The 22,942-nt window shown below is 32.5% G+C and carries 18 protein-coding genes and 1 tRNA gene; 9 read left to right on the top strand and 10 right to left on the bottom strand.

Annotated features, from left to right (window positions below; all coding sequences use genetic code 11):
- The 4 genes from OJ995_RS07530 (at position 1) to OJ995_RS07545 (ending at position 3,659) form a co-directional block, all read left to right on the top strand.
- Positions 1-921, top strand: coding sequence for a geranylgeranylglycerol-phosphate geranylgeranyltransferase (locus OJ995_RS07530; RefSeq protein WP_264368967.1), 921 nt, complete (start codon positions 1-3; stop codon positions 919-921).
- A 28-nt stretch (positions 922-949) separates the two neighbouring features.
- Positions 950-1,846, top strand: coding sequence for a pseudouridine synthase (locus OJ995_RS07535; RefSeq protein WP_264368851.1), 897 nt, complete (start codon positions 950-952; stop codon positions 1,844-1,846).
- A 118-nt stretch (positions 1,847-1,964) separates the two neighbouring features.
- Positions 1,965-2,324, top strand: a complete 360-nt coding sequence (locus tag OJ995_RS07540; RefSeq protein ID WP_264368852.1) for a nuclear transport factor 2 family protein — start codon at positions 1,965-1,967, stop codon at positions 2,322-2,324.
- Positions 2,325-2,429: 105 nt separating this feature from the next.
- Positions 2,430-3,659 carry a hypothetical protein gene (locus tag OJ995_RS07545; protein WP_264368853.1) on the top strand — a complete coding sequence of 410 codons (1,230 nt, stop codon included), beginning with the start codon at positions 2,430-2,432 and terminating at the stop codon, positions 3,657-3,659.
- Here the strand turns inward: OJ995_RS07545 and dusB are convergent.
- Positions 3,656-4,651: a tRNA dihydrouridine synthase DusB gene (gene dusB, locus OJ995_RS07550; protein WP_264368854.1), complete on the bottom strand. Its 996-nt coding sequence runs from the start codon at positions 4,649-4,651 to the stop codon at positions 3,656-3,658. The two genes, OJ995_RS07545 and dusB, sit on opposite strands and share 4 nt — an antisense overlap.
- A 160-nt stretch (positions 4,652-4,811) precedes the next feature.
- On the opposite strand from dusB, the gene lepA reads away from it, so the two are divergent.
- From lepA to OJ995_RS07570, 4 genes are all read left to right on the top strand, one after another.
- Positions 4,812-6,608: a translation elongation factor 4 gene (gene lepA, locus OJ995_RS07555; RefSeq protein ID WP_264368855.1), complete on the top strand. Its 1,797-nt coding sequence runs from the start codon at positions 4,812-4,814 to the stop codon at positions 6,606-6,608.
- A gap of 127 nt (positions 6,609-6,735) precedes the next feature.
- Entirely contained in the window at positions 6,736-11,025 is a 4,290-nt protein-coding gene (locus OJ995_RS07560) for a choice-of-anchor L domain-containing protein (protein ID WP_264368856.1), read from the top strand.
- 60 nt (positions 11,026-11,085) lie between these two features.
- Positions 11,086-12,351, top strand: coding sequence for a Y-family DNA polymerase (locus OJ995_RS07565; protein ID WP_264368857.1), 1,266 nt, complete (start codon positions 11,086-11,088; stop codon positions 12,349-12,351).
- Complete coding sequence (locus OJ995_RS07570; protein WP_264368858.1) at positions 12,342-12,779, top strand: LexA family protein; 438 nt, start codon at positions 12,342-12,344, stop codon at positions 12,777-12,779. The genes OJ995_RS07565 and OJ995_RS07570 overlap by 10 nt, the downstream gene beginning before the upstream one ends.
- A 52-nt stretch (positions 12,780-12,831) precedes the next feature.
- Here the strand turns inward: OJ995_RS07570 and OJ995_RS07575 are convergent, their stop codons facing one another.
- The 7 genes from OJ995_RS07575 to OJ995_RS07605 all read right to left on the bottom strand — a co-directional run bounded on the left by OJ995_RS07575 (position 12,832) and on the right by OJ995_RS07605 (position 20,433).
- Positions 12,832-14,889 (bottom strand): peptidylprolyl isomerase, encoded by a 2,058-nt coding sequence (locus OJ995_RS07575; RefSeq protein ID WP_264368859.1) that lies wholly within the window; start codon positions 14,887-14,889, stop codon positions 12,832-12,834.
- A 99-nt stretch (positions 14,890-14,988) separates the two neighbouring features.
- On the bottom strand, positions 14,989-16,254 hold the full coding sequence (locus OJ995_RS07580) for a hemolysin family protein (protein ID WP_264368860.1): 1,266 nt from the start codon (positions 16,252-16,254) through the stop codon (positions 14,989-14,991).
- A gap of 7 nt (positions 16,255-16,261) precedes the next feature.
- On the bottom strand, positions 16,262-16,450 hold the full coding sequence (locus OJ995_RS07585; RefSeq protein WP_026725315.1) for a hypothetical protein: 189 nt from the start codon (positions 16,448-16,450) through the stop codon (positions 16,262-16,264).
- A 47-nt stretch (positions 16,451-16,497) separates the two neighbouring features.
- Positions 16,498-17,058: an LPS export ABC transporter periplasmic protein LptC gene (lptC, locus tag OJ995_RS07590; RefSeq protein WP_264368861.1), complete on the bottom strand. Its 561-nt coding sequence runs from the start codon at positions 17,056-17,058 to the stop codon at positions 16,498-16,500.
- Between the two features lies 1 nt (position 17,059).
- On the bottom strand, positions 17,060-18,421 hold the full coding sequence (locus OJ995_RS07595; RefSeq protein WP_264368862.1) for a tetratricopeptide repeat protein: 1,362 nt from the start codon (positions 18,419-18,421) through the stop codon (positions 17,060-17,062).
- Between the two features lie 19 nt (positions 18,422-18,440).
- Positions 18,441-19,706, bottom strand: coding sequence for a BamG family beta-barrel-assembly machinery protein (bamG, locus tag OJ995_RS07600; RefSeq protein WP_264368863.1), 1,266 nt, complete (start codon positions 19,704-19,706; stop codon positions 18,441-18,443).
- The gene (locus OJ995_RS07605; RefSeq protein WP_264368864.1) at positions 19,699-20,433 is read right to left on the bottom strand and encodes a type III pantothenate kinase; all 735 of its coding nucleotides are present in this window, start codon (positions 20,431-20,433) and stop codon (positions 19,699-19,701) included. Before OJ995_RS07605 ends, bamG begins: the two co-directional genes overlap by 8 nt.
- A gap of 122 nt (positions 20,434-20,555) precedes the next feature.
- Here OJ995_RS07605 and OJ995_RS07610 point away from each other — a divergent pair.
- Positions 20,556-20,628, top strand: a tRNA-Phe gene (locus tag OJ995_RS07610).
- Between the two features lie 54 nt (positions 20,629-20,682).
- Here the strand turns inward: OJ995_RS07610 and OJ995_RS07615 are convergent.
- Positions 20,683-21,597: a GYDIA family GHMP kinase gene (locus OJ995_RS07615; protein ID WP_264368865.1), complete on the bottom strand. Its 915-nt coding sequence runs from the start codon at positions 21,595-21,597 to the stop codon at positions 20,683-20,685.
- Complete coding sequence (locus tag OJ995_RS07620; RefSeq protein WP_264368866.1) at positions 21,597-22,913, bottom strand: hydroxymethylglutaryl-CoA reductase, degradative; 1,317 nt, start codon at positions 22,911-22,913, stop codon at positions 21,597-21,599. Before OJ995_RS07620 ends, OJ995_RS07615 begins: the two co-directional genes overlap by 1 nt.
- Positions 22,914-22,942 lie beyond the last annotated feature (29 nt).

Consider the following 22,942-nt stretch of genomic DNA (forward strand, 5'->3'; position numbering starts at 1 on the left):
ATGCTTACTCGTAAATCCAAATTAGTTCTTACTAAAATATTCGGTTTCTTCTCTGTTATTAGAGGATACAATATTTGGGTGGTTGCATTGGCGCAATATCTTTCTGCTATATTCATTCTGGCTACTGAGAAAAGAGCTTTGGATATTATTCTCGATTGGCGGTTGTTTTTAATTGTTGTTGCTTCTACTTTAACTATTGCTTCGGGTTACATTATCAATAATTTTTACGATGCGAAAAAGGATTTAATCAATCGTCCAAAAAAAGCCATGATTGACCGTTTGGTGAGTCAGGAAACGAAGTTGAAAGTCTATTTTGGAATTAATTTCATCGTCGCTTTGTTGATGTTTTTTATTTCATGGCGAGCGGTTTTGTTCTTTTCTACTTACATTTTTCTAATTTGGTTTTATTCGCACAAATTGAAAAAGATGTTCTTGGTAGGAAATATCACGGCTGCTGTTTTAGCGGTATTGCCTTTCTTCGGGATTTTGATGTATTACAAGAATTTTTATCATGTCATTTTTGCTCATGCGACTTTCTTATTGTTGCTGATTTTAATTCGAGAATTAATTAAAGATTTAGAAAATATTGAAGGCGATTTAATAGCCGATTATAAGACAATTCCAGTTGTTTTCGGTGAGCAAATGGCGAAAACTATCATATCTATTTTAACTATTGCAACCTTGATTCCGGTTTATTTCTTAATTGAAATTTACGATGTAGGTTATATGGATATTTATTTTTATCTAAGTCTAGCCGCATTGATGTTTTTTGTAATGTTGTTGTGGAAAGCAACTACTAAAGCTGAATATTTAAAACTTCATTTTCTGTTGAAATTCATCATAGTTTCGGGTGTCTTTTGTATCGTTTTAATTGAACCTTCAGTTTTGATACACGGAAAAAAATTGATTTCCACATATTAGTTATATCTTTGCAAAAATTGTTTATAATATGTCACGTCATCAAGATAATGATAAAAGTCGTCCAGGTTCAGGAAGACAAGGAGGTTACAAGAAAGATAGTAATTCAAGAGGGAATGCACCTATTCGTAAGGCGCCATCTAAATTTGCGGCTAAACCAGACGCAGCTAAACCAGCAGCGGCAAAAGGGCCAAAATCTCCAAAAAAACCATCTAATCCAGATGAAATCCGTTTAAATCGTTATATTTCTAATTCGGGAATGTGTAGCCGTAGAGATGCAGATATTTACATTCAAAGTGGAAATGTAAAAGTAAACGGGGAAGTAATTACCGAAATGGGTTATAAGGTTAAATTAACCGATTCAGTACAGTTTGACGGGGTAAACATTACACCTGAAAAGAAAGAATATATCTTATTAAATAAACCGAAAAACTTCTCAACAGCAGGAGACGATTCTCCGGGTTCGGCAAATGTGCTAGACTTAGTTCGTGGTGCTACAAAAGCGAATTTAATGCCAGTTGGAAGAATGGATAAAACAACTACAGGTTTGTTGTTGTTTACTAATGATACTGAAATAGTTCAAAAATTCACGGTTCCAAATCAACGTTCGTCTAAAGTATATCAAGTAACTTTAGATAAAAACTTAAAATACGAAGATTTAGAGAAAATTCAAAAAGGATTAATGATTGACGATCACAAAGTATACGTGGAAGAAATCACATATATCGAAGATCAACCGAAAAGTGAAATTGGTATCAAAATGAAAACGTCTAACGTAAAAGTGGTTCGTAAAATTTTCGAACACTTAAAATACGATGTTTTAAAAGTAGACCGTGTAACTTTTGCAGGTTTAACAAAGAAAAATTTACCAAGAGGTGATTGGAGATTCTTAACCGAACAAGAAATCATCAACCTTAAAAATGCTTAATACCATTTTATAAAACACATAGGCACATAGGATTTTATTCTTTGTGCCTTTTTTATTTAGTAATCTTTGCGAACTTTGCGAAAAACTTAGCGCTCTTTGCGTTTTAATCTTAAACTTTATGCCAAATCAACTTCAACAAATTGCCATTAAATGGTTTGATGCTTTTAATACGAAAAACTTAGAGAAATTATTAGAATTATACGATGACGAAGCCCAACATTTCAGTCCGAAATTAAAAATTCGTCAACCTGAAACTAATGGATTAATTATTGGAAAAGAAGCCATGCGCGTTTGGTGGCAAGATGCTTTTGATAGATTACCTACATTACATTACAAAGTAACTTCACTAACCGCCAACACCGACCGAGTTTTCATGGAATACACTAGGCAAGTTGAAGGTGAAGCCGATATGTTAGTAGCCGAAGTTTTAGAAATTAAAGAGGGGAAAATTGTGTTTTCTAAAGTTTATCATGGGTAGAAAATAGAAGTTTATTTTTGAACCTATTTAGAGTTTTTAATCCTAATTCCAACCTTTTTGTAAAATAATGCATCTATATAGTTATGCAATTTTCTATATTTGATTATGATTAAAAAAGTCATTATTCTTTTTCTCTTTTTTCAATTGGGTTTTGGTCAAAAAGTCATCAATGATTCTTTGATTTCAAAATTCGAAAAAGATCTTGTTTATAAGGCGATTGAAATTTCAAGGCTTCCTGATTTAAGAAATGATACTTTGTCAGATTTTTATTTTAGATTAAATTATGCAGGTCTAAAAATTGATTTGTATAAAGATGATTACGGAAAATTGATCTTGAAGTCTACACAGTATTACACAAAAATAAAGAACAGCATCATTACAGATACAATAGTTTTTACTAAGTTACATGATTCAAAGATTGCAATTTGGTTACACACTTATGTGTCGAATTCAAAATTAGAAGACATGATTCCTTCCAAAAAGAGCAATTTTGGCAAAGCTGGGGTTTTTATGAGTGATGATTATTATTTAGAATTTTCTAATAAAAAAAAATACGTTATAAAGTCATTTCCTTTTTCGGATTTAGATACAATTTCTGAAAATTATTCTTTAAAAGATCTTATTAATGACTTGTTTGAAAAAATAGAAATTGAAAAATTAAAAAAAGAATTTCGTGAAGATTTACCTGGTGGTTATTCTTATTCAAATGAATTAGGATATTTGTTTTATAAACTTCATAATTCTTTTGTAATTCTTGATTACCTTGGAGATTATAGATTGTCATTTGGTTTTATTAGTTATTATTATGTCAATAAAATTGCTAAGAAAAGGTTTAATTTAGGTGCTTCAATTAATTATCAAGTTGGTTTTAATGGGAATTCAAGTGTTAAGACCTCTGTTAATAAATACAATTTATTTTCAGATAATAGATCTTATTCTGATTTAATTAGATTTTCTTATGAGAAACACGATTTAGATTATATAAAATCGGTTGAGCAGTTTGAAAATTATAAAATAAACTATGCTCTTTCAATTGATAAATATTTCAATTTTGGAATTTCTTACAATCAACTCGTGATCGATTCAAGATTCAATGGTCTGGATTTATCAATAAGTAAAAATATAGAATCTATAGAATTGAAACCTTATTACGAAATTAACTTATATGAAAATCATTTAACCAATTATGTTGTAGGTGTTTCAAAAACAATCAAATTTAATATTCATGAAAAGCCAATAAGAATGTACTCCAATTTGTATTATGAAAAATTGTTTGACTTTAAAAGTCTAAATTTTTCATTGCAAATACCGCTTCTGAATTTTGGATTGAATTAAAATTGATGTTGATAATCCGCATAAACCTGCTCAATTTCGGTAAATACATCCAATAATTGATTGATTCCATCTGTGGTAACCAATTTTTGTTTGTATTCTTTAAAACCGTGAATGCCTTTGAAGTAATTGGTGTAATGACGACGCATTTCGTTGATGCCTAAACGTTCGCCTTTCCATTCGATACTCCAAATTAAGTGATTTCTTGCGGCTTCAATTCGGTCATTCATGCTTGGTGGTGCTAATTTTTCTCCTGTGGCAAAATAATGTTTAATTTCATTAAAAATCCAAGGATATCCAATCGCAGCGCGACCAATCATCATGCCGTCTAAACCGTATTTATTTTTGTATTCTAATGCTTTTTCAGGAGAATCAATATCGCCATTTCCAAAAATAGGCATTGTAATTCTTGGATTATTTTTCACACGTTCAATATGACTCCAATCTGAATGTCCTTTATACATCTGCGCACGTGTTCTGGCATGAACCGTTAAGGCTTGCACGCCAATATCTTGCAAACGTTCGGCAACTTCATCAATATTTATGGAACTTTCATCCCAGCCTAAACGTGTTTTAACAGTAACAGGAAGATTGGTTCCTTTGATTACTGCTTTGGTTAACCGCACCATCAAATCTACATCTTTTAAAACACCAGCACCAGCACCTTTACAAACGACTTTTTTTACTGGACAACCAAAATTAATGTCTACCAAATCAGGTTGTACCGCATCCACAATTCTTGAAGACATTTCCATTGCTTCTTCATCACCACCAAAAATCTGAATTCCCACAGGGCGTTCGTAATCAAAAATATCTAGCTTTTGCTTACTTTTTACTGCATCACGAATCAATCCTTCCGAAGAAATAAATTCAGAGTACATTAAATCAGCTCCATGTAATTTACATAAACGACGAAATGGTGGGTCGCTCACGTCTTCCATTGGGGCTAATAATAAAGGAAAATCGGGTAGTATGATGTTACCAATTTTAGGCATGGTGCTTCAATTTTTTGCAAAGATAGGAATTTTTTAAATCGAATGGGTTTCCAAAGTTTATCGGCTTTAAAATCCAAAACTTTAGCTTATATTTGCAGATTAAACGAACAAGAGTTTGGAAGATGAAAATGCCTCTTGTACATGAACTTTACATTGAAAGATGAAAAACATTAGAAATTTCTGCATTATTGCACACATTGACCACGGAAAAAGTACGTTGGCAGACCGTTTATTAGGTGCTACACAAACTGTTACAGCTCGTGAAGAAAAGGCTCAGTTATTAGATAACATGGACTTAGAACGCGAACGTGGTATTACAATAAAAAGTCACGCCATTCAAATGGAATATACCTACAAAGGGGAACAATATATTTTGAATTTGATTGACACGCCAGGTCACGTGGATTTCTCGTATGAGGTTTCTCGTTCTATTGCTGCTTGTGAAGGCGCTTTGTTGATTGTAGATGCAGCACAAAGTATTCAGGCACAAACGATTTCGAATTTATATTTGGCTTTAGAAAATGACTTGGAAATTATTCCAGTTTTAAATAAAGTAGATTTGCCAAGTGCTAATCCTGAAGAAGTTAGTGATGATATTATTGACTTACTAGGTTGTAAATTAGAAGATATTATTCATGCTTCTGGAAAAACAGGTTTTGGTGTTGAAAATATTTTGGCAGCCATTATTGATAAAATTCCGGCTCCAAAGGGAGATCCAAATGAACCGCTTCAGGCTCTAATTTTTGATTCACATTACAATCCGTTTAGAGGAATTGAAGTTATTTTCCGTGTTCTTAATGGAGAAATCAAAAAAGGTCAGAAGATTAAATTCATGGCCACCGGAAACGAATATTATGCAGACGAAGTGGGGACATTGAAATTAAATCAAGTTCCAAAAAGTGTAATTTCTACTGGTGATGTTGGGTACTTAGTTTCTGGAATTAAAGAAGCGAAAGAAGTAAAAGTTGGAGATACGATTACAGATGCAAAAGAGCCTACAACAAACGCTATTCAAGGATTTGAAGATGTAAAGCCAATGGTTTTCGCTGGAATTTATCCCGTAGATACAGAAGATTACGAAGATTTACGTGCTTCGATGGAAAAATTACAGTTGAACGATGCTTCGTTAGTTTTCCAAGCGGAGAGTTCGGCGGCTTTAGGATTTGGTTTCCGATGTGGATTCTTAGGAATGCTTCATATGGAAATTATCCAAGAACGTTTAGAGCGTGAGTTCGATATGACGGTTATTACTACGGTTCCTAACGTTTCGTATCACGCATTTACTAAAAAAGAGCCAGATACGATTTTAATAGTAAACAATCCATCCGATTTACCAGAACCTTCAAAATTAGATAGAGTAGAAGAACCTTATATCAAAGCAACGATCATTACAAAATCTGATTTCGTAGGAAACGTAATGAGTTTGTGTATTGAAAAACGTGGTTTAATTACAAATCAAACATATTTAACAACGGAACGTGTTGAATTAAACTTCGATATGCCGTTAGCGGAAATCGTATTTGATTTTTACGATAGATTAAAAACGGTTTCTAAAGGATATGCCTCTTTTGATTACCATCCAATAGGAATGCGTGAATCAAAATTAGTTCGTTTAGACGTGTTATTAAATGCGCAACCGGTTGATGCGCTTTCGGCTTTAATTCACGAAAGTAATGCATACAATATTGGTAAAAAAATGTGTGAAAAACTTAAGGAATTAATTCCAAGACAACAGTTTGATATTCCTATTCAGGCTGCCATTGGTGCAAAAGTAATTGCTCGTGAAACCATTAAAGCATTAAGAAAAGACGTTACTGCAAAATGTTATGGTGGAGATATTTCTCGTAAGCGTAAACTTCTTGAAAAACAGAAAAAAGGTAAAAAACGTATGCGTCAAGTAGGAAATGTTGAAATTCCTCAAGAAGCGTTTATGGCTGTCCTGAAATTAAACGATTAGAAATAATTTACATAATTAACAAAAAGTTTGAATATTTAATAATATTCAAACTTTTTTTGATTTAATTAAATTCAATTTATCTTTTTTTGTTATATTTATCTCAATGATTTTAAACCCCAAAAAAATCTTGAAAAAAATACTTTTTATATTCGCCTTTCTATATTCGAGTTGTTTGTTTTCACAAGCAATAACAGTAGATAATACTACAAATTCACCTGCGCAGTTAGTTGATTTGTTATTAGGAAATTCATGTGTAGAAGTTTCTAATATTTCGGTTTCATCAACTCAATCAGTTGCTTATTTTAATCAAAATGGTTCGTCTTTTCCAATTTCTGAAGGAATAATTATAAGAAATGGAGTGGCAACTTTTACACAAGGGCCTTATACGGGTGCTAATTTAAGCAGCGCGGTTAATGCGCCTGGAGATGCTTTTTTACAAGCATTAAGCGATGCAAATGGAGGTACAAGCCCAATAGTTAATGCAGAATATTTAGAGTTTGATTTTATTCCGCTTTCGAATAGTTTTAGTTTTAATTTTTTGTTTGCTTCAAATGAATATGGTTTTTATCAATGCGAGTTCAGTGATGTTTTTGCTTTTGTACTAACCGATTTATCTTCTGGAGTTTCAAATAACTTAGCCGTTATTCCTGGTACAAGTACACCAGTATCAGTAACGACAATTAGAAATAGTATTTATAATGACCCTTCAAGTCCAAACAATAGTTGCGCTTCTATAAATCCTAGTTTTTTTGGGACATATAATGTTGGAAACCCTACTTCAGCATTAAATATGAGAGGACAAACTGTGGTTATGAATGCTTCCTCGGGGGTAATTCCAAATACACCTTATAGAATACGTTTGGTAATTGGTGATTATGCTAATTCAGGTTTTGATTCGGCGGTTTTTATAGCTGCAGGAAGTTTTACAACTACTTTAGATTTAGGGAATGATCAAATTATTTGTACAGGTGATACGGTTCAATTGGATACGAATTTAGATAATACATTTACCTACACTTGGTACGAGAATGGTAATCCAATTCCTGGAGAAACTAATTCATCATATATTGTTACTCATGCAGGTACTTATTCTGTTGAAGCAGTAAGAGGAACATGTACGATTACTGATACTATTGTTTTTACAGATTTAGCAGTTATAAACCCATCTGATTTATTAACCTGTAATACAGGTGCAGCTAGTTATAATTTTAATCTTACAACAAATAATGAAGCGGCTTTAGGGATTGACAATGCAACTTATGATGTTTTTTATTATGAGTCTCCAGCGGATATTGCGGCAAACAACCCTATTCCAAACGGAAATTTAGCATCTTATCCAAGTGCTGGTGGTCAAACGATTTATATTAAAATATTCAATACTGTAACGGGTAATTTTTGTGACGCTGAGTATACTTTCAATTTGATTGTAACTAACGCAGCTGTCGCAACATCACCTAGTCCAATTTCAGTTTGTGAAGGCCAAGGAAGCACGACTTATACTTTTACAAATGCCACTACAAACGAGGTTTTGAATGGACAATCGCCAGCAAATTATACGGTTACTTATTATAATTCGGTTGGGGAGGCTTCTTCAGGAACAAATCCAGTAGCTTCTGTTACAATTCCAAACGGAACAACTACAGTTACTGTTGGTATCCGAATTCAAGACAACTCAAATCCTAGTTGTTTTGATGTTACTTCTGTGACAATCACAATTAATCCACTGCCAGTAGTTGATGATATTCCTGATCCAACGGAATGTAGTCAATTTACTTTGCCAGTTATTGTTAATGGGACATATTATCTGTTACCAGGTGGTCCAACAACGCCAGGACAAGTGCAATTAAATGCAGGTGATATTTTAGTTGATGGTGGAACTTACTATATTTTTGCAGGCCCCGATGCAAATGGATGTACAAATGAATCTAGCTTTAATCTAACTTTAATTGATGAATATGTACCACAATTAGACCATTGTGGGAGATTTGTTGTGCCAACACCTCCTCAAAACATAGGTAATTTTTACACACAACCAGGAGGACCATCAGGTACTGGAGTTATTGTTCCAGCAGGAACAGAATATATAAACATAACAGCCGCAACTTTTACAGAAACTTTATATTATTATGCTGAGGTTAATAGCGTGTTGTGTAGAGATGAACAATTTATTTTCTTTATTCATCCTTTACCACTAGTCGATGATCCAGCTGATGTTACTACTTGTGATTCATATGTATTACCTCCATTGACAAATGGAACTTATAACACCGCTTCTGATGGTAGTGGTGTTGCATTAAGTGCGGGAGATATAATTAGTGTAACTGGTCCAAATTTTCCAGGAACTTATTATGTTGTTAATTCTTTATCACATACTACAAGTCAAGGTCTACCTGGTACTTGTCCAGATTTTAATGATATTGTAATAAATTTAGTAGATACAACACTGTTTTCAACAGTATATGGGTGTTCAAGAGAGGGATATGTTTTGCCTCCTGTAACTTTTGGAGGTTATTTTACGGGTCCAAATGGAACTGGTGTCTCTATAGATCCTAGTATTCCAATTACATCAAATCAAGTTGTATATTATTTTACAAATACTTCAGTTTTGCCTAATTGTACAAGTAATTTAAATTATAACATTGTAATTCATCCGACTCCATTGGTTGATGATATTGCGGATGGCCCACGTTGTGGAGAATTTAGATTACCTGTTTTAACGAATGGGACATATTATACATTATCAGGCGGTCCTTCTGTATTAGGGCAACAACAATTATTTGCTGGTGACATTATAGATTTATCAGGAACTCATTTAAATCCAGGGACATATTACATTTATAATGAACAATCGTTTAATAATCCTGATGGAACAATAACATTATGTACAAATGAAAATTCTTTCACTATTACTTTAAATCCATTTCCTCCTGCGGATAATGTTTTCAGTAGAACAGAATGTTTACCTTATTCTATACCTACACCAGTAAACGGAACGATTTATACGGCTTCAGGTGGGCCAAGTGGCGGAGGAACAGTGGTTTCTTCAACGCAAGTTTTTACAACGACAGAAACTTTTTATCTATACAATATTGATGCTACAACAAGTTGTGAAATTAATTTACCATTTACAATTACTTATAATGGTATTAATTTGCCTGATTATCAAAATGTAAATGTGTGTGAATTTGAAAATTTCCAATTACCAGCATTAACACATGTGGCACCAACACCATTTAATTATACGATTGGATATTTTTATGATCCAAATGGAGTAAATCCTGTTCCACCAGGAACTATTTTTAATACGCCAAATACAACTACAACAATTTATGTGTATGCAGTAAATGGAGACCGAATTATTTGTACGCAAGAAGATAGTTTTGATATTGTAGTTTCCGAAACACCTAACTTAGCTACTTTGGGCTTGGTTTTCGATAATGAAGAATGCGGAACTTACGTATTACCAACTTTACCAACTACAACTTATAATATTGGTTATTATTCACAACCAGGTGGAAATGCTACTGATTTGATTACGAATTTGAATATTTCAGCTCCAGGAACCTATACATATTATGTGTATGCTTCGGCTATTGGTAATCCAAATTGTAATGATGAGATTTCGTTCACATTTACAGTGCATCCTCTTTTAGATATAACCATTCAAGGTGGAATTATTTGTGTAGATTCTCAAACGGGTGATGTTTTAAGAACGTTTACCATGAATTCAGGTTTGAATCCTGCATTTTTTACCGTGAATTGGTATTTGAATGGAACATTAATGGGGACAGGTCCTAGCTATGAAGCTTCACAAGCAGGTGTTTATACGGTTGAATTTATCAAACTTATACCGGATGTGGGTGCAAATTGTAATTACAATACAACTACTGTAACTATTACTCAATCAGGTCCAGCTGTTGCTGATTTTACGGTGAGTACTCCATTTGAAAATAATACGTTTATTACTGTAAATTTAACGGGTGGATTTGGAGATTATCTGTATCAATTGGTCTATCCGGATGGAAGCGTAACCGAATATCAATCGAGTAATGTGTTTACTAATTTACCAACAGGAGAATACTACGTAAATATTTACGATATTTTAGGAGGATGTAATCCAACAATTGTAGGTCCAATTTACATCATCAATTATCCAAATTATTTCACTCCAAATGGAGATGGTGTTAACGATAATTGGAATATTTGGGATTTGAGTCATCAGCCAGATGCAGTGATTAATATTTTTGATCGTTACGGTAAATTCTTAAAACAAATGTCGCCTGCGAGTTCAGGTTGGGATGGAACTTACAATGGTGAAGCATTACCATCTACCGATTATTGGTTCACAGTAGAATATCTGCCTCAGGGTGGTACTACAAAACAAATTTTTAAAGCGCACTTTTCTTTGAAACGATAATTTATTAACATTAACAATTGACTCATTTTCTTTTTGTAAAAGTTAAAGTAACTTTACAAGATGTATGCTTTAGTTGATTGTAATAATTTTTACGTTTCTTGCGAACGTGTTTTTCAACCTCATTTGAATGATAAACCTGTCGTGGTTTTGTCTAATAATGATGGTTGTATTATTTCGCGTAGTAATGAGGCTAAAGTACTAGGTATTCCTATGGGTGCGCCCGAATTTAAAGTTCGAGATGTAATCAAACAGCACAATATTCAAGTTTTCTCTTCTAATTACGCATTGTATGGCGATTTGAGTCATCGTGTTATGAAAACACTAGAACATTTTACTCCAAATGTTGAGGTGTATAGTATTGATGAAGCTTTTTTAAACTTTTCAGGTCACGACATAGTGGATTATCATCAGTATGGTTTGCAAATTCGTCAGCGTATTATAAAATGGTTGAGTATTCCAACAGGAATTGGTTTTGCACCTACTAAAGCATTGTCTAAAATTGCGAATAAAATTGCGAAGAAATTTCACGAACGAACACAAGGTGTTTATGTAATCGATTCCGATGAAAAACGTATCAAAGCTTTAAAATGGACTAAAATTGAAGATGTTTGGGGAATTGGTTATCGTTTGACTAAGAAAATGCAAACGAAAGGAATTTTAACCGCCTACGACTTTACTTTGCCACACAACGAGTGGTTTATTCGAAAAGAAATGGGAGTGGTAGGAATGCGTTTAAAATACGAATTAGAAGGTAAATCTGTATTGGAGATGGAAGAACCAAAAGCTAAGAAAAATATCGCCGTGACTCGTAGTTTTGAAAAAGACATATCCGACTTCAATGAGCTTAAAGAACGTGTAGTAACTTTTGCTAGTGTTTGTTCCGAGAAGTTGCGAAAACAAAATTCATGCTGTTATGGTGTGATTTTATATTTGAGCAAAGATAGATTTAAAGCAGACGGAGCAAAATATAGTTTTTATCGTTTGCAAACATTGTCTTTTCCTAGCAATACGGCATTTTCAATTAGTGGTTTAGCAATAAAAATGCTGAGTGAATTATATGAAGAAGGCGCTATTTACAAAAAAGCAGGTGTAATTGTTACCGAAATTATTCCAGCCAATCAAAAACAGTTTCACTTGTTTGATGATGAAAATCCAAAGTTTCAAAAACTAATGGAAGTCATGGACGCTTATCACGAAAAAATAGGGGAGCGTAAAATTCGATTGGCGACTCAAGATTTGAAACGTACTTGGAAAATGAAACAAAATCACTTGTCGAAACGATATACTACCAATTTTAACGAATTAATAGAAGTGCAATGCAAGTAAATCCTAAAATAACATTCTTTATTCCCGATTTGGAAAATCCTATTCCAACTTCTTTTATATCAGGTGGAATAAAGGCAGGCTTTCCATCACCTGCGGCTGATTTTGAGGAGTTGAAATTAAGTTTAGATCATCTATTAGTCAAAAATAGAGAAGCTACGTTTTATGCTAAAGCTAGTGGAAATTCCATGATAGGAGCAGGGATTGATGATGGTGATATTTTAGTAATCGACAGAAGTTTGGAACCAAGGCATAATGCTATTGCAGTTTGCCTTATTGATGGTGAGTTTACCGTAAAAAGAATCAAGAAAGATAATGATGAGGTGTATTTAATGCCTGAGAATTCGCAATACCAACCCATAAAAATTGAAGAAGAAAATGAGTTGATAATTTGGGGGATAGTAACCTATGCTATCAAACAAATGAAATAAAAAAAGAGGCTGATGAATATCAGCCTCTTTTTTTATGGGTAATCAATAGATATTAGAAGTTAGCTCTATTATCTTTAATATCTGCTTTGTCTTTTAAAGCTATAAACGCTTTAGAAACACCATATGATTGATTTTGTGATCTATCTTGAGTAATATAAGTAGCGTAACTTGCAACTTCTGGAGCTTTGGTTACCGCTTTAGCTCTTACCATGAACATTCCTGAGTTTCCTTCGATGATTTCAGAAGTTTTACCTGCAGCTAATCCAAATGCTTTACCTACAACTTTAGGTTCGCTACCAATGTTTGGAATAACTGGTGCTTTTAGAGAAACTCCAACCGCAGGTTGAACAGAAGCTCCAGAAGCTTTTGCTACTGCCTCTAAAGAAGCACCGCTCATTTTTTTCTTGATAATTTCAGCTTTTTTCTGATTTTTGATGATAGGCTCAACAGTTTGTTTAGCAATATCTATAGGTAATAAACCACTTTCGTTTCTGTCTTTTAATTTTGCAATAACAAAACCTTGAGGAACTTCAAAACGTCTAACGTCACCTATTTCAGTATCTTTGTTAAATGACCATCTGATGATTTCTCTTTGAGAACCTACTCCTTGAACGTATTCGTCAAATCCTTTTAAGTTAGTAGCTGGAATTACTTCTAATCCTGCTTTCTTAGCTAAAGCTGCAAAATCTGAATTTTCATTAGCATCTGCTTCTAATTGACTTGCTTTTGTATAAATAGCATCAATCGTAGCTTCAGATGGTTGAATTTTTTGAGCAACAGTTCCCATTAAAACAGCATCATATTTGTCAGTAACTTTTATTACGTGGAAACCAAAATCTGTTTCAACTACACCGATAGAACCAACTGCATTGTTGAATACATAATCATTAAATTGTGGAACCATTTGACCAGGTGTAATGTTGTCATATTCTCCACCATTATTTTTAGATCCTGGGTCGTCAGAATTTGTCATTGCTAACATTGCAAAGTTTCCTGGGTTAGCTTTTGCTTGTGCTAATAAATCATTTGCTAAAGCTTGAGCTTCTTCTTTAGTTCTTGTAGCAGCTGATTGAGGAGCTCCTTTATAAGCTAATAAGATATGACTAGCTTTTGCACTTGCATTACCTTTTCTTCCAATCATTCTAGAAATGCATTGGTGTCCGTTAAATACGTAAGGTCCAAAAACACCACCAACTGGTAAAGTGAATAATTGTTCTTGATATTCAAGTGGTAAATCTTTCTTAGCTAAATAAGTTGAGTCAAATTTAATATCAGAATTTGCGTTAACAAATTCACCAACATTTACTACTGAATCAAATTTTACTTTTACTTCACCAATTGAAGATAACATTGATTGTTCGTCTTCTTTAGATGGTTTGTTTTCTACCAAAACAAAATCAATACTAGTTGTATTATCTGATTTGTATTTTTTAGGAGATTTTTTCATAAAATCGATAATCTCAGCATCAGTAACTTTAACTTGATCATCATTTACAGTTGAAAAAGCAACAGTTACATATTCGAAATCTGCTTTATCGTTTTCTAATTTATATTGGAATTTACCTTCCGCTTTTGTTGTATAAACACCAGATTTTATCATAGTGTTATACATTTGCTCTAAAGCATATCTTTCGATATTTTTTTCAAATTCTTTCCATTGTAACCATTGAGTTTGGTCAGGAGCATTTTTGATGCCTTTTAAAGATTCTTTGAATTTGTTTTCGTCAAATTGACCAGCAGCATTCAAAAATTGAGGATTTTGAGCTAAGTTAGGATTTTGTTTGATAACGTTGATTAATTGTTCACTACCAATTTTTAAACCTAATTTGTCAAATTCTTCTGTAAGGATAATTCTTCTAACTTCTTGTTCCCATGCGCTATTCATTGCTTGAGTTGTGCTAGTGCCTTGTCCTTGCTTTTCAATGTTAGAAACATTTTGCATAAACTCTTGTGCTTCAATGTCTGTACCATTAACCGAACCTACATTATTAGCTCCTGCGCTAAATGTGCCGCTTTGAATAACATCTGCTAATACAAATGAAAACAATGCTAAAGCAATGATAATAATTAGGAAGAATGAACGTTGTCTAATTTTAGATAAAACTGCCATTTTTATTTGTGTTTAATTTTTTTCAGAGGGCGAAAATACAATTATCTATTTAATAATAAAATAGTAAAGTCATATTTTAATTCAAATTTTTAAAGATTTTTATCTTTTTTCTTCTTTTATCGAAAAACGAACCAACTCGATTTTTTTATTGCTAGCCGAATGGATGATAATTTCGAAATTTTCGATGCTTATTTTTTCTTCGTTTGTTGGAATTTCTTTTGTGTGATTTACTATGTAACCACCTAAAGTAGTGTACGAATCAGATTCTGGAATTTGTAAGTTGTATTTTTCGTTTAAGTATTCAACTTCTAATCTAGCGGAGAATAAATAAGTGTTTTCTTCTAAAATTTCATCGATTAATTCTTCGTCCAAATCGTGTTCGTCTTCAATTTCTCCAAAAAGTTGCTCAATAATATCTTCCACTGTAATAATTCCTGATGTTCCGCCATATTCATCCAATACAACCGCAATACTTTTTCTTTTTTTGGTCAGTAGATCTAAAGCATCTTTTATGTAAATCGTTTCAGGTATATATTCCACAGGAATCATTACACTCTTAATCGTTTTTGGTTTTTTGAACAATTCAAAAGAATGTACATAACCTAAAATATCGTCAATAGAATTTTGATAAATAAGTAATTTTGAATATCCAGTTTTAATAAAAACGTCTTTTAATTCAGATACGCTATCCAAAATTTCAACACCACTAATTTCTGTTCGAGGTGTCATAATGTCTCGTGCTTTTAAATCTGAAAATTCTAAGGCATTTTGAAATATTTGAATTTCAGAGTCAATTTCGTTTTCGTGAGACACATTGTTCATTTGCTCTGTTATGTAATTTCCGAGTTCTACTTTACTGAAATATTCTTGTACTTGATCACCTGGTGTTTTAAAGAATTTTCTTAGAATTATATCTGAAATCCAAATGATGAATTTTGTTGGCCAGAAGAATAATTGATAAAAAAAATAGGTAGGAACAGCAAAAAATTTAATAAAGGAATTGGCGTAAATCTGAAAAAATACTTTTGGAAGAAATTCTGCAGTTAACAATATTATTGCGGTTGAAATTAGTGTTTGCAGCAATAATCCAACAAATGATGTAAGTTCGAAATAACTTTCTAACCAAGTAATTATTAAATCTCCAGAATATATACCATAAATTACAAGTACTACATTGTTTCCAACGAGCATTGAAGTGATAAACTGAGAAGGTTTTTCGGTAAGTTTGTTTAAAATAGAGGCATTAAAGTTTTGTTGTCTTTTCTCGATAGATAAATACACCTTGTTTGAAGAAACATAAGCGATTTCCATTCCAGAAAAGAAAGCCGAAAGCAATAAACAAATTACAATAATGGCTATCTCCATTTAAGATTTACTTTTTTTGGTATTTGTTGTGAAAATGTCTTCTAAAGAAAAACATTCCTACAGAAACTCCAGCAATAATTAGGCTTAAGCCGATGTCACTTAATTCTTTTCCTTCTTGATATTTTCTAAAAGCATCGTATAGAAAGAAAACTGCAAAAATTAAATAGATATATTGTATGAATTTTAAGTAAGTCATGGTAAATTAATTTTATCAAATGTAATAAAAAGGAAAATGCAAAACAATTATTTGTCAGAGGTGTTTACTTCACCGCTACTTTGTTGCATGTTGAAAATTTTAAAGTCTTTGCTGAAATCAACTCCAGGTCCTTCTAAATAACCTCCAGCTTCATCCGTGTATTTAAAATGTTTTTCAGTAAAAAACCACTCGTTTTTTTGATCAAAATACAATTGGGATGTTTCAAGTTTTTTTCCATTTTGAGAACTTATGGTTACTTTACCTTGAAGGTCAATTATATCTGTATTCTTGTAAGAAATGGCATAATTTGAAACTACGGTGGTGATGTTTCCTTTATTGTCAATTAAAGTAACATGTATGCCTTTTGGGAATTCGGTAAAAGGATTTGTGATGTTACCATAGTCCAGCATTTTTGGACTTTTTAATATTGATTTGATTCTGCCTGAATCGGTGTATTTTAAATTTATGGTGTCGGCTTCACCTGTAGGCATAAAACTAGTCTCACTAAGTTGTTGTACCTTTTTGATGTCGCTTTCACATGAAAAAAACATAGTCACGATAAAAATCGTGACCATGTTTAGAATATTATTTTTAATGAAAAACTTCATTTTACAAGCTTGGAACTACAATGCTTTCTCCTACCCAACAGTTAAAAGCAATTCTTTGACCTGCTTTTCCTGATTGGAAAATTTCTGTTTTTGAAGGTGCAGCGGCTCTGTAACTTGCAGCAGTTTTGCTAGCAGTTCCTTTAATTGAAGAGTCTACAGCTCCTGCTTTGTCGCAATATTGTGCTGCTAACCAGTACATCGCTCTTTTTTCAAACTGATCGTTTCCACAATCATTAATACTACTTCCGTATAATTGAGCAATTAACAAATATGCTTTCCCAAAAGATGGTTTCACAGATAATGCTTTTCTTGCATAACTACGAGCTTGAACTTTATTTGATTTACTAAACATAGAAGCAATTCTATAATATACATTTGCTTTCTTAGTGTTGTCAGTATATAAGTTTGCCGCTTGGTTGAAATAATCTAATGCTTTAGTAGTGTTTTTTCTTTGAATTTCTACTACTCCTAACTGATATGCAGCATCAGCACTTGGGTTTAATTTGTAAAGCGCTTCTGATATTTTAGAAAAAATTGGATCAGAATCACAACCTTTAAGGTCTAAACGATTAGCTGCTCTTTTAAGCCATTCTTCGTTTGTTTTGTTTTGTTCAAAACCTTTTTGGTAAAAAGGTATAAGCTTGTCACAAGTAGATAATTCTAAAACGATATTGTCCATGTCATTTCTAACATTTCCAAAAATTTCTAAATTTTCTTCAATTCTTGCTTTTCTTTTAGCTTCTTTTTCGCTCAATACTTGACCCGCTTCTTCTTTTGTTAATAAACCGTCTTTTTCGTCTGATAATTCTTTTTCTTCTTCATCTAGTTTATTTGTGATGTCATCGTATTTGTCAAAAACTTGTTGTAATTCAACACCTTTGTTTGCTTTGTGGTTATTTACTATAATTTCAAAGTAAACATACATTGCTTTAGCGTATTTGAAGTTAGCATAATCAGTTTTAAACGCTGTGTCTAAAAGATTGTATACTTCTTCAGTTGTTCCTGTTTTATTTTCAAATAGAGCTAACCCTTTTTTCATTTTATTTCCAGCGCCATTGTTTGGAAAATATTGGTCGTGTTCGTCATAAAGTTTTAATAAATCACGAACGTATTTTTCTTTCTCTTGTGGAGTTGTGGCTTTTTCGATTTTTAATTTTACTGCTAATTCTCCAAAAGTGTAGATACTCTTGTGGAAAGTAGGGCAATCTTTTCTTAAAGTAGTTAAATAGTCGTATCCAGCTACATCTTTAGCTTTAACAGAAGTAGTCATTAAACTTATGGCTTCTGTGCAAGCTTCTGTGTTTTGTGCTTGAACAAAAAAACTAGCTGTAGCTATTAATAGTAAAGTTAATTTTGTTTTCATTTTTTGGGTACTATAATTGTTAATTAATTTCTCTTTTTCTGAACCATAAATCATTTAACGATAAACCAATGTTAAGGTTAAAATAATTTTCTTGAACTAAGCCTTGTGCTGTAGTTCCTTTTTTACCAAATTCAAATCCTAAATTGATTTTTGATAATCCAACTGGTAATCCTAATCCAAAAGTCATGCCATAATCGTTTATGCTTTCATTTCTTAGGACAAGACCCGAGTTTTCATATCTAAAACCTGCGCGGTAAGTAACTCTGCTAAAGTAATTTGAGAAGGAATCATATTTAGGAATATAATATCCTCCAAATGCAATTCTTGTTGAGTTTTCATAATTTACACCAGCAATTTCTCCAAAACGATTTTTCATTTTGCTGTTTTCTGTAAATGTGATTTCTGTTCCTAGTAACCATTTGTTGTTTCTACCCATACCAGCTCCAAAACTAAATTTTGTTGGTATTATTAGTGTTTGGTCATCTACTGGAATGTCTTGTGAAGGTGTACTTATTAATTCTGTTCCATTAACATTATAGATAATAGTTGCAATATTTCTCTCGTTTTTCGAAGTTAATTTTGCTTCAGGACTAAATGTAAAACTAGTAAAAATGTTGTGTTTTTCATTTAGTTTAGTATTGTAAAAAAGACCAGTTCTTAATGAAAGGCCTGTTATGTTTGAAAGATTTTTTTCTCTACTTCTTAATTGTAATATAATAGGAGAATAAATACTTTCAACATACTCAGTTTCAATTTCACCAAAATTATAACTTACATCTAAACCTACGCTAAATTTTTTGTTTATTGAATAAGCAGATCCTAGAAAGAAACTATTTATGTTTCCGTTTCCAGTATTTCTTTTATTTCTTTCTGTGTTGTCTATTGTGTTTGTTACATTGTTTTCGATTTTGTAGCCAACAGACGAATAAGGCATTAATCCAAAAGTAAAACCAAATTTTTTAATTGGGATCGCAACAGCAATGTAATTTAAGCTTGTTCGTTGCGTTTTTTCGCTTGTTTCATTTGCTTCTAATGTTGAGAAAGAGGAAGTGGCTCCAACAGCAAATGTGCTAAATTTAATTTTTGAATATGAGGCAGGATTTAATAAATTTAAATGAATACTATCTGAAACAATTCCTAAACCTCCCATTGCTCTTACGTCTTCAGTTCCTTTAAATCTAATTTCTCCTAGTCCGTAGTATGAATAAGGCGAGGATGTGTTTTCCTGGCTCCATGAAACTATTGAAAATAATATACTAGCAAATACTATAAGTTTTTTAATCATTTTTTTGTGTGTATAGTGATAATAAGTTCAAACTTTCTAATAAGAAATTTGAATTGGCAAATATGGTGCTTTTTAATCTTTTAGCCAAAAATTCTGCGTCTCCTCCTGTTAAAATTATTGTTAAATCTTGATTTTTAAGAGAATATTGTGAAATAAACCCTTCGATTTCAAAGATTACACCATTGATTACACCACTATGAATGGCACTTTTTGTGCTATTTCCTATAATATCGAAGTCCTCACTTAAATCTAATAACGGCAATTTTGAAGTGTAATTGTTTAAACTTTTGTATCTAATTTTAATTCCTGGTGAAATTGCACCACCTAAATATTGATTTTCATCATTCACGAAATCATAGGTAATGCAAGTTCCTGCGTCAATTATCAATCTGTTTTGATTTGGGTACATTAAAGTTGCACCTGCAGCTAAAACCATTCGATCTATTCCTAAGGTTTCTGGTGTGGCATATAAATTAGTGAAAGGAAATTTTGATTTATGGTCAATAATTTCTGTCGGGAATCGATTTTGAATAAAATCTACCACTTCTTTTTCTAATTTTCCTACTGAAGAAAGGATAATTTTTTGAAGATTGGAATAATTTTTAAAAATATTTTCAAAATTTTTCAGCGCTTCATTTGTTTCAAAAATAAAAAAGTCGAGCTGCTTATTGTGTTCAAAGACAGCAACTTTAATTCTTGAATTCCCAACATCGATTGTTAAAAGCATGGTTTTGTTTTATGAGGTGCAAATATACAAATTGATTTTTTTTATTATTTGTTTTGGAAAATATAAAAATCGTTCTATATTTGCACCCGCAATCAACAAGCAGTAATGCTCTAAATTGTAAAGGTACCTTAGCTCAGATGGTAGAGCAATGGACTGAAAATCCATGTGTCCCTGGTTCGATCCCTGGAGGTACCACAAAAACCACTCAAATGAGTGGTTTTTTTGTTTTGTATTGGTTTGTAAATGAAATTACAAAATCATTTCTTCATAGGAAAGTACCACTGGATAACCTTTTTCTTTGAAATATGCTGTAGGATTTTCTTTAGAAATCGCCATTACAAAATCGCCGCCCCAAGCTCCTAAGCTTTTTATAATGCCTTTAAAATCTGGGAAAAGTTTTTCTTGAATGGTTTCAATTTCTAGAACATCACTCATTATAATTTCATGTTTCTCCATTTGTTTGGCAAATTCTTTTCCTTCTTTACAATCTATGGCATCATAAGTAATGGTGTTGATTTTTGAAATCACAGCATTTACATGATGGTGTTTCGACATATAATTCGCAATTGCCAGTTTGCTGCTTTGTTTCTGATTCAAATACACAAAATGAATGTTTTCTTTGAATGATGGATTAAAATGAATAGCCTTGAAATGTGGTTTTTCATTTTCTAAATGATAAACTATCGGTGAATTGGATTTCGCACAAGCTATATCATAACCGCTACCTCCAAAACTTTTTTGTAATAATTCAAATGCATCAATGTTTAGCCAATCACCAATGCTGTTTATTAATGTTGATGATGTTCCTAAACCCCAAAGACGAGGAAAAGTTAAATGTGTTTCAATTTCGTATCCTTCTTCCTCTAAAAAAGTTGGATTTTGAACAAAAGCCTGATGTAAAATTTCAATTAAAGTATTTTTTACAGCGGAATTGTTTTCGTCTGTGATTTTAGTTTTTATTTCTTCAAACGAAATTATGTCTTTAAACCAAATACTTTTATCCGAATCAAAACTTGTCCATTTAATTTGGTTGTTTGTTCCTTGTTTTACTATTAAACTTTGTCCGAACTTTGTAGGCAATGCTAATGCTTTTGCGCCATCTAAAACAACATATTCGCCAGTTATGAGTAATTTTCCGTTACTGTAAAAAGTTTGGGTTTCCATTAACTTCTAATTTTTTCCAAATAATCAACCACCAAACTATGAGAAATTGTAGTGTTTTTGAAATAATCTAACACTTGTTGTTTTTCTTCTTTGGTAGCTTTGTGTTGGTTTAAAATATTCATTAAGTGCATTTTCATGTGGCCTTGCTGAATTCCGGTTGTAGTAAGCGAACGTAAAGCAGCAAAGTTTTGTGCTAAACCAGCAGCGGCAACAATTTGCATTAATTCTTCGGCAGAAGGTTTTCCTAATAATTCCATTGAGAATTTTACTAATGGATGTAATGAAGTTAAACCTCCTACAGTTCCTAGTGCTAAGGGAATTTCCATCCAAAAAGTAAAAATATCGTTTTCAATTTTCACATGTGATAAACTAGCATATTGCCCAGATTTACTTGCGTAAGCATGAATTCCAGCTTCAACGGCTCTGAAGTCGTTTCCTGTGGCTAAAACTACGGCGTCGATTCCGTTCATGATGCCTTTGTTGTGCGTTACTGCTCTGTAAGGTTCTACTTCGGCAATGCGAACTGCTGTTGCGAATTTTTGAGCAAATTCTGCTGAATCGATGTTTTTATCCTCTGAAAGTTGATCTATCGGACAAGAAACTTCAACACGAACGGTACAATTTGGAACAAAATTGCTCAGAATACTCATTACGATTTGAATATTTTTTTCATCTGAAGTAAAATCAGCAAATTCATGAGCTTGATTTTCTAATGTTTTAGCAAATTGCTCTAAACACGTATTGATGAAATTCGCACCCATGCTGTCTTTAGTGTTGAAAGTAGCATGTAGCTGATAATAATTTGGAATTTCGTTGGTTTTATCTCTAAGTTCGATGTCTAAAATTCCGCCACCACGCTTTTGCATGTTTTTGGTGATTTCTTGAGTATCGTCAAAAAATGTTGGTTTTATTTTATTGAAAAAAGAGGTTAGTTTTTCAGTATTTCCATTGAAAAGAAAGTGTACTTGACCAATTTTTTCGGTATTGATAATAGTAGCTTTAAAACCACCACGTTCTCCCCAAAATTTCGCCGCTTTTGAAGCAGCCGCTACCACCGAACTTTCTTCGATAGCCATAGGAATAGTGTAGCTTTTTCCATTAATTATGAAATTTGGAGCTACTCCATAAGGAAGATAAAAGTTGGTTAAGGTGTTTTCGATGAATTCATCATGTAATTTTTGTAAACTTTCATCGGAATTCCAATATTTTACAATGCTTTGTTTTGCTTCTTCTGGGTTTACGAAGTAGGTATTGGTAATCCAATTTATTTTTTCTTCTTTAGATAATTTTGAAAAGCCTTTAACATTTTGATTCATAGCAGTGAATTTGTTTCAAATAGAAGGCA

The organism is Flavobacterium lacisediminis (assembly GCF_025909975.1).
Classification (GTDB): domain Bacteria; phylum Bacteroidota; class Bacteroidia; order Flavobacteriales; family Flavobacteriaceae; genus Flavobacterium; species Flavobacterium lacisediminis.

Coding starts and splice junctions, on each gene's coding strand:
- OJ995_RS07530 (WP_264368967.1), top strand. CDS start 1: ATGCTTACTCGTAAATCCAAATTAGTTCTTACTAAAATATTCGGTTTC.
- OJ995_RS07580 (WP_264368860.1), bottom strand. CDS start 16,254: ATGGAGATAGCCATTATTGTAATTTGTTTATTGCTTTCGGCTTTCTTT.
- OJ995_RS07540 (WP_264368852.1), top strand. CDS start 1,965: ATGCCAAATCAACTTCAACAAATTGCCATTAAATGGTTTGATGCTTTT.
- OJ995_RS07570 (WP_264368858.1), top strand. CDS start 12,342: ATGCAAGTAAATCCTAAAATAACATTCTTTATTCCCGATTTGGAAAAT.
- dusB (WP_264368854.1), bottom strand. CDS start 4,651: ATGCCTAAAATTGGTAACATCATACTACCCGATTTTCCTTTATTATTA.
- OJ995_RS07575 (WP_264368859.1), bottom strand. CDS start 14,889: ATGGCAGTTTTATCTAAAATTAGACAACGTTCATTCTTCCTAATTATT.
- OJ995_RS07605 (WP_264368864.1), bottom strand. CDS start 20,433: ATGCTTTTAACAATCGATGTTGGGAATTCAAGAATTAAAGTTGCTGTC.
- OJ995_RS07585 (WP_026725315.1), bottom strand. CDS start 16,450: ATGACTTACTTAAAATTCATACAATATATCTATTTAATTTTTGCAGTT.
- OJ995_RS07545 (WP_264368853.1), top strand. CDS start 2,430: ATGATTAAAAAAGTCATTATTCTTTTTCTCTTTTTTCAATTGGGTTTT.
- OJ995_RS07535 (WP_264368851.1), top strand. CDS start 950: ATGTCACGTCATCAAGATAATGATAAAAGTCGTCCAGGTTCAGGAAGA.
- OJ995_RS07615 (WP_264368865.1), bottom strand. CDS start 21,597: ATGGAAACCCAAACTTTTTACAGTAACGGAAAATTACTCATAACTGGC.
- OJ995_RS07620 (WP_264368866.1), bottom strand. CDS start 22,913: ATGAATCAAAATGTTAAAGGCTTTTCAAAATTATCTAAAGAAGAAAAA.
- bamG (WP_264368863.1), bottom strand. CDS start 19,706: ATGATTAAAAAACTTATAGTATTTGCTAGTATATTATTTTCAATAGTT.
- OJ995_RS07565 (WP_264368857.1), top strand. CDS start 11,086: ATGTATGCTTTAGTTGATTGTAATAATTTTTACGTTTCTTGCGAACGT.
- lepA (WP_264368855.1), top strand. CDS start 4,812: ATGAAAAACATTAGAAATTTCTGCATTATTGCACACATTGACCACGGA.
- OJ995_RS07595 (WP_264368862.1), bottom strand. CDS start 18,421: ATGAAAACAAAATTAACTTTACTATTAATAGCTACAGCTAGTTTTTTT.
- lptC (WP_264368861.1), bottom strand. CDS start 17,058: ATGAAGTTTTTCATTAAAAATAATATTCTAAACATGGTCACGATTTTT.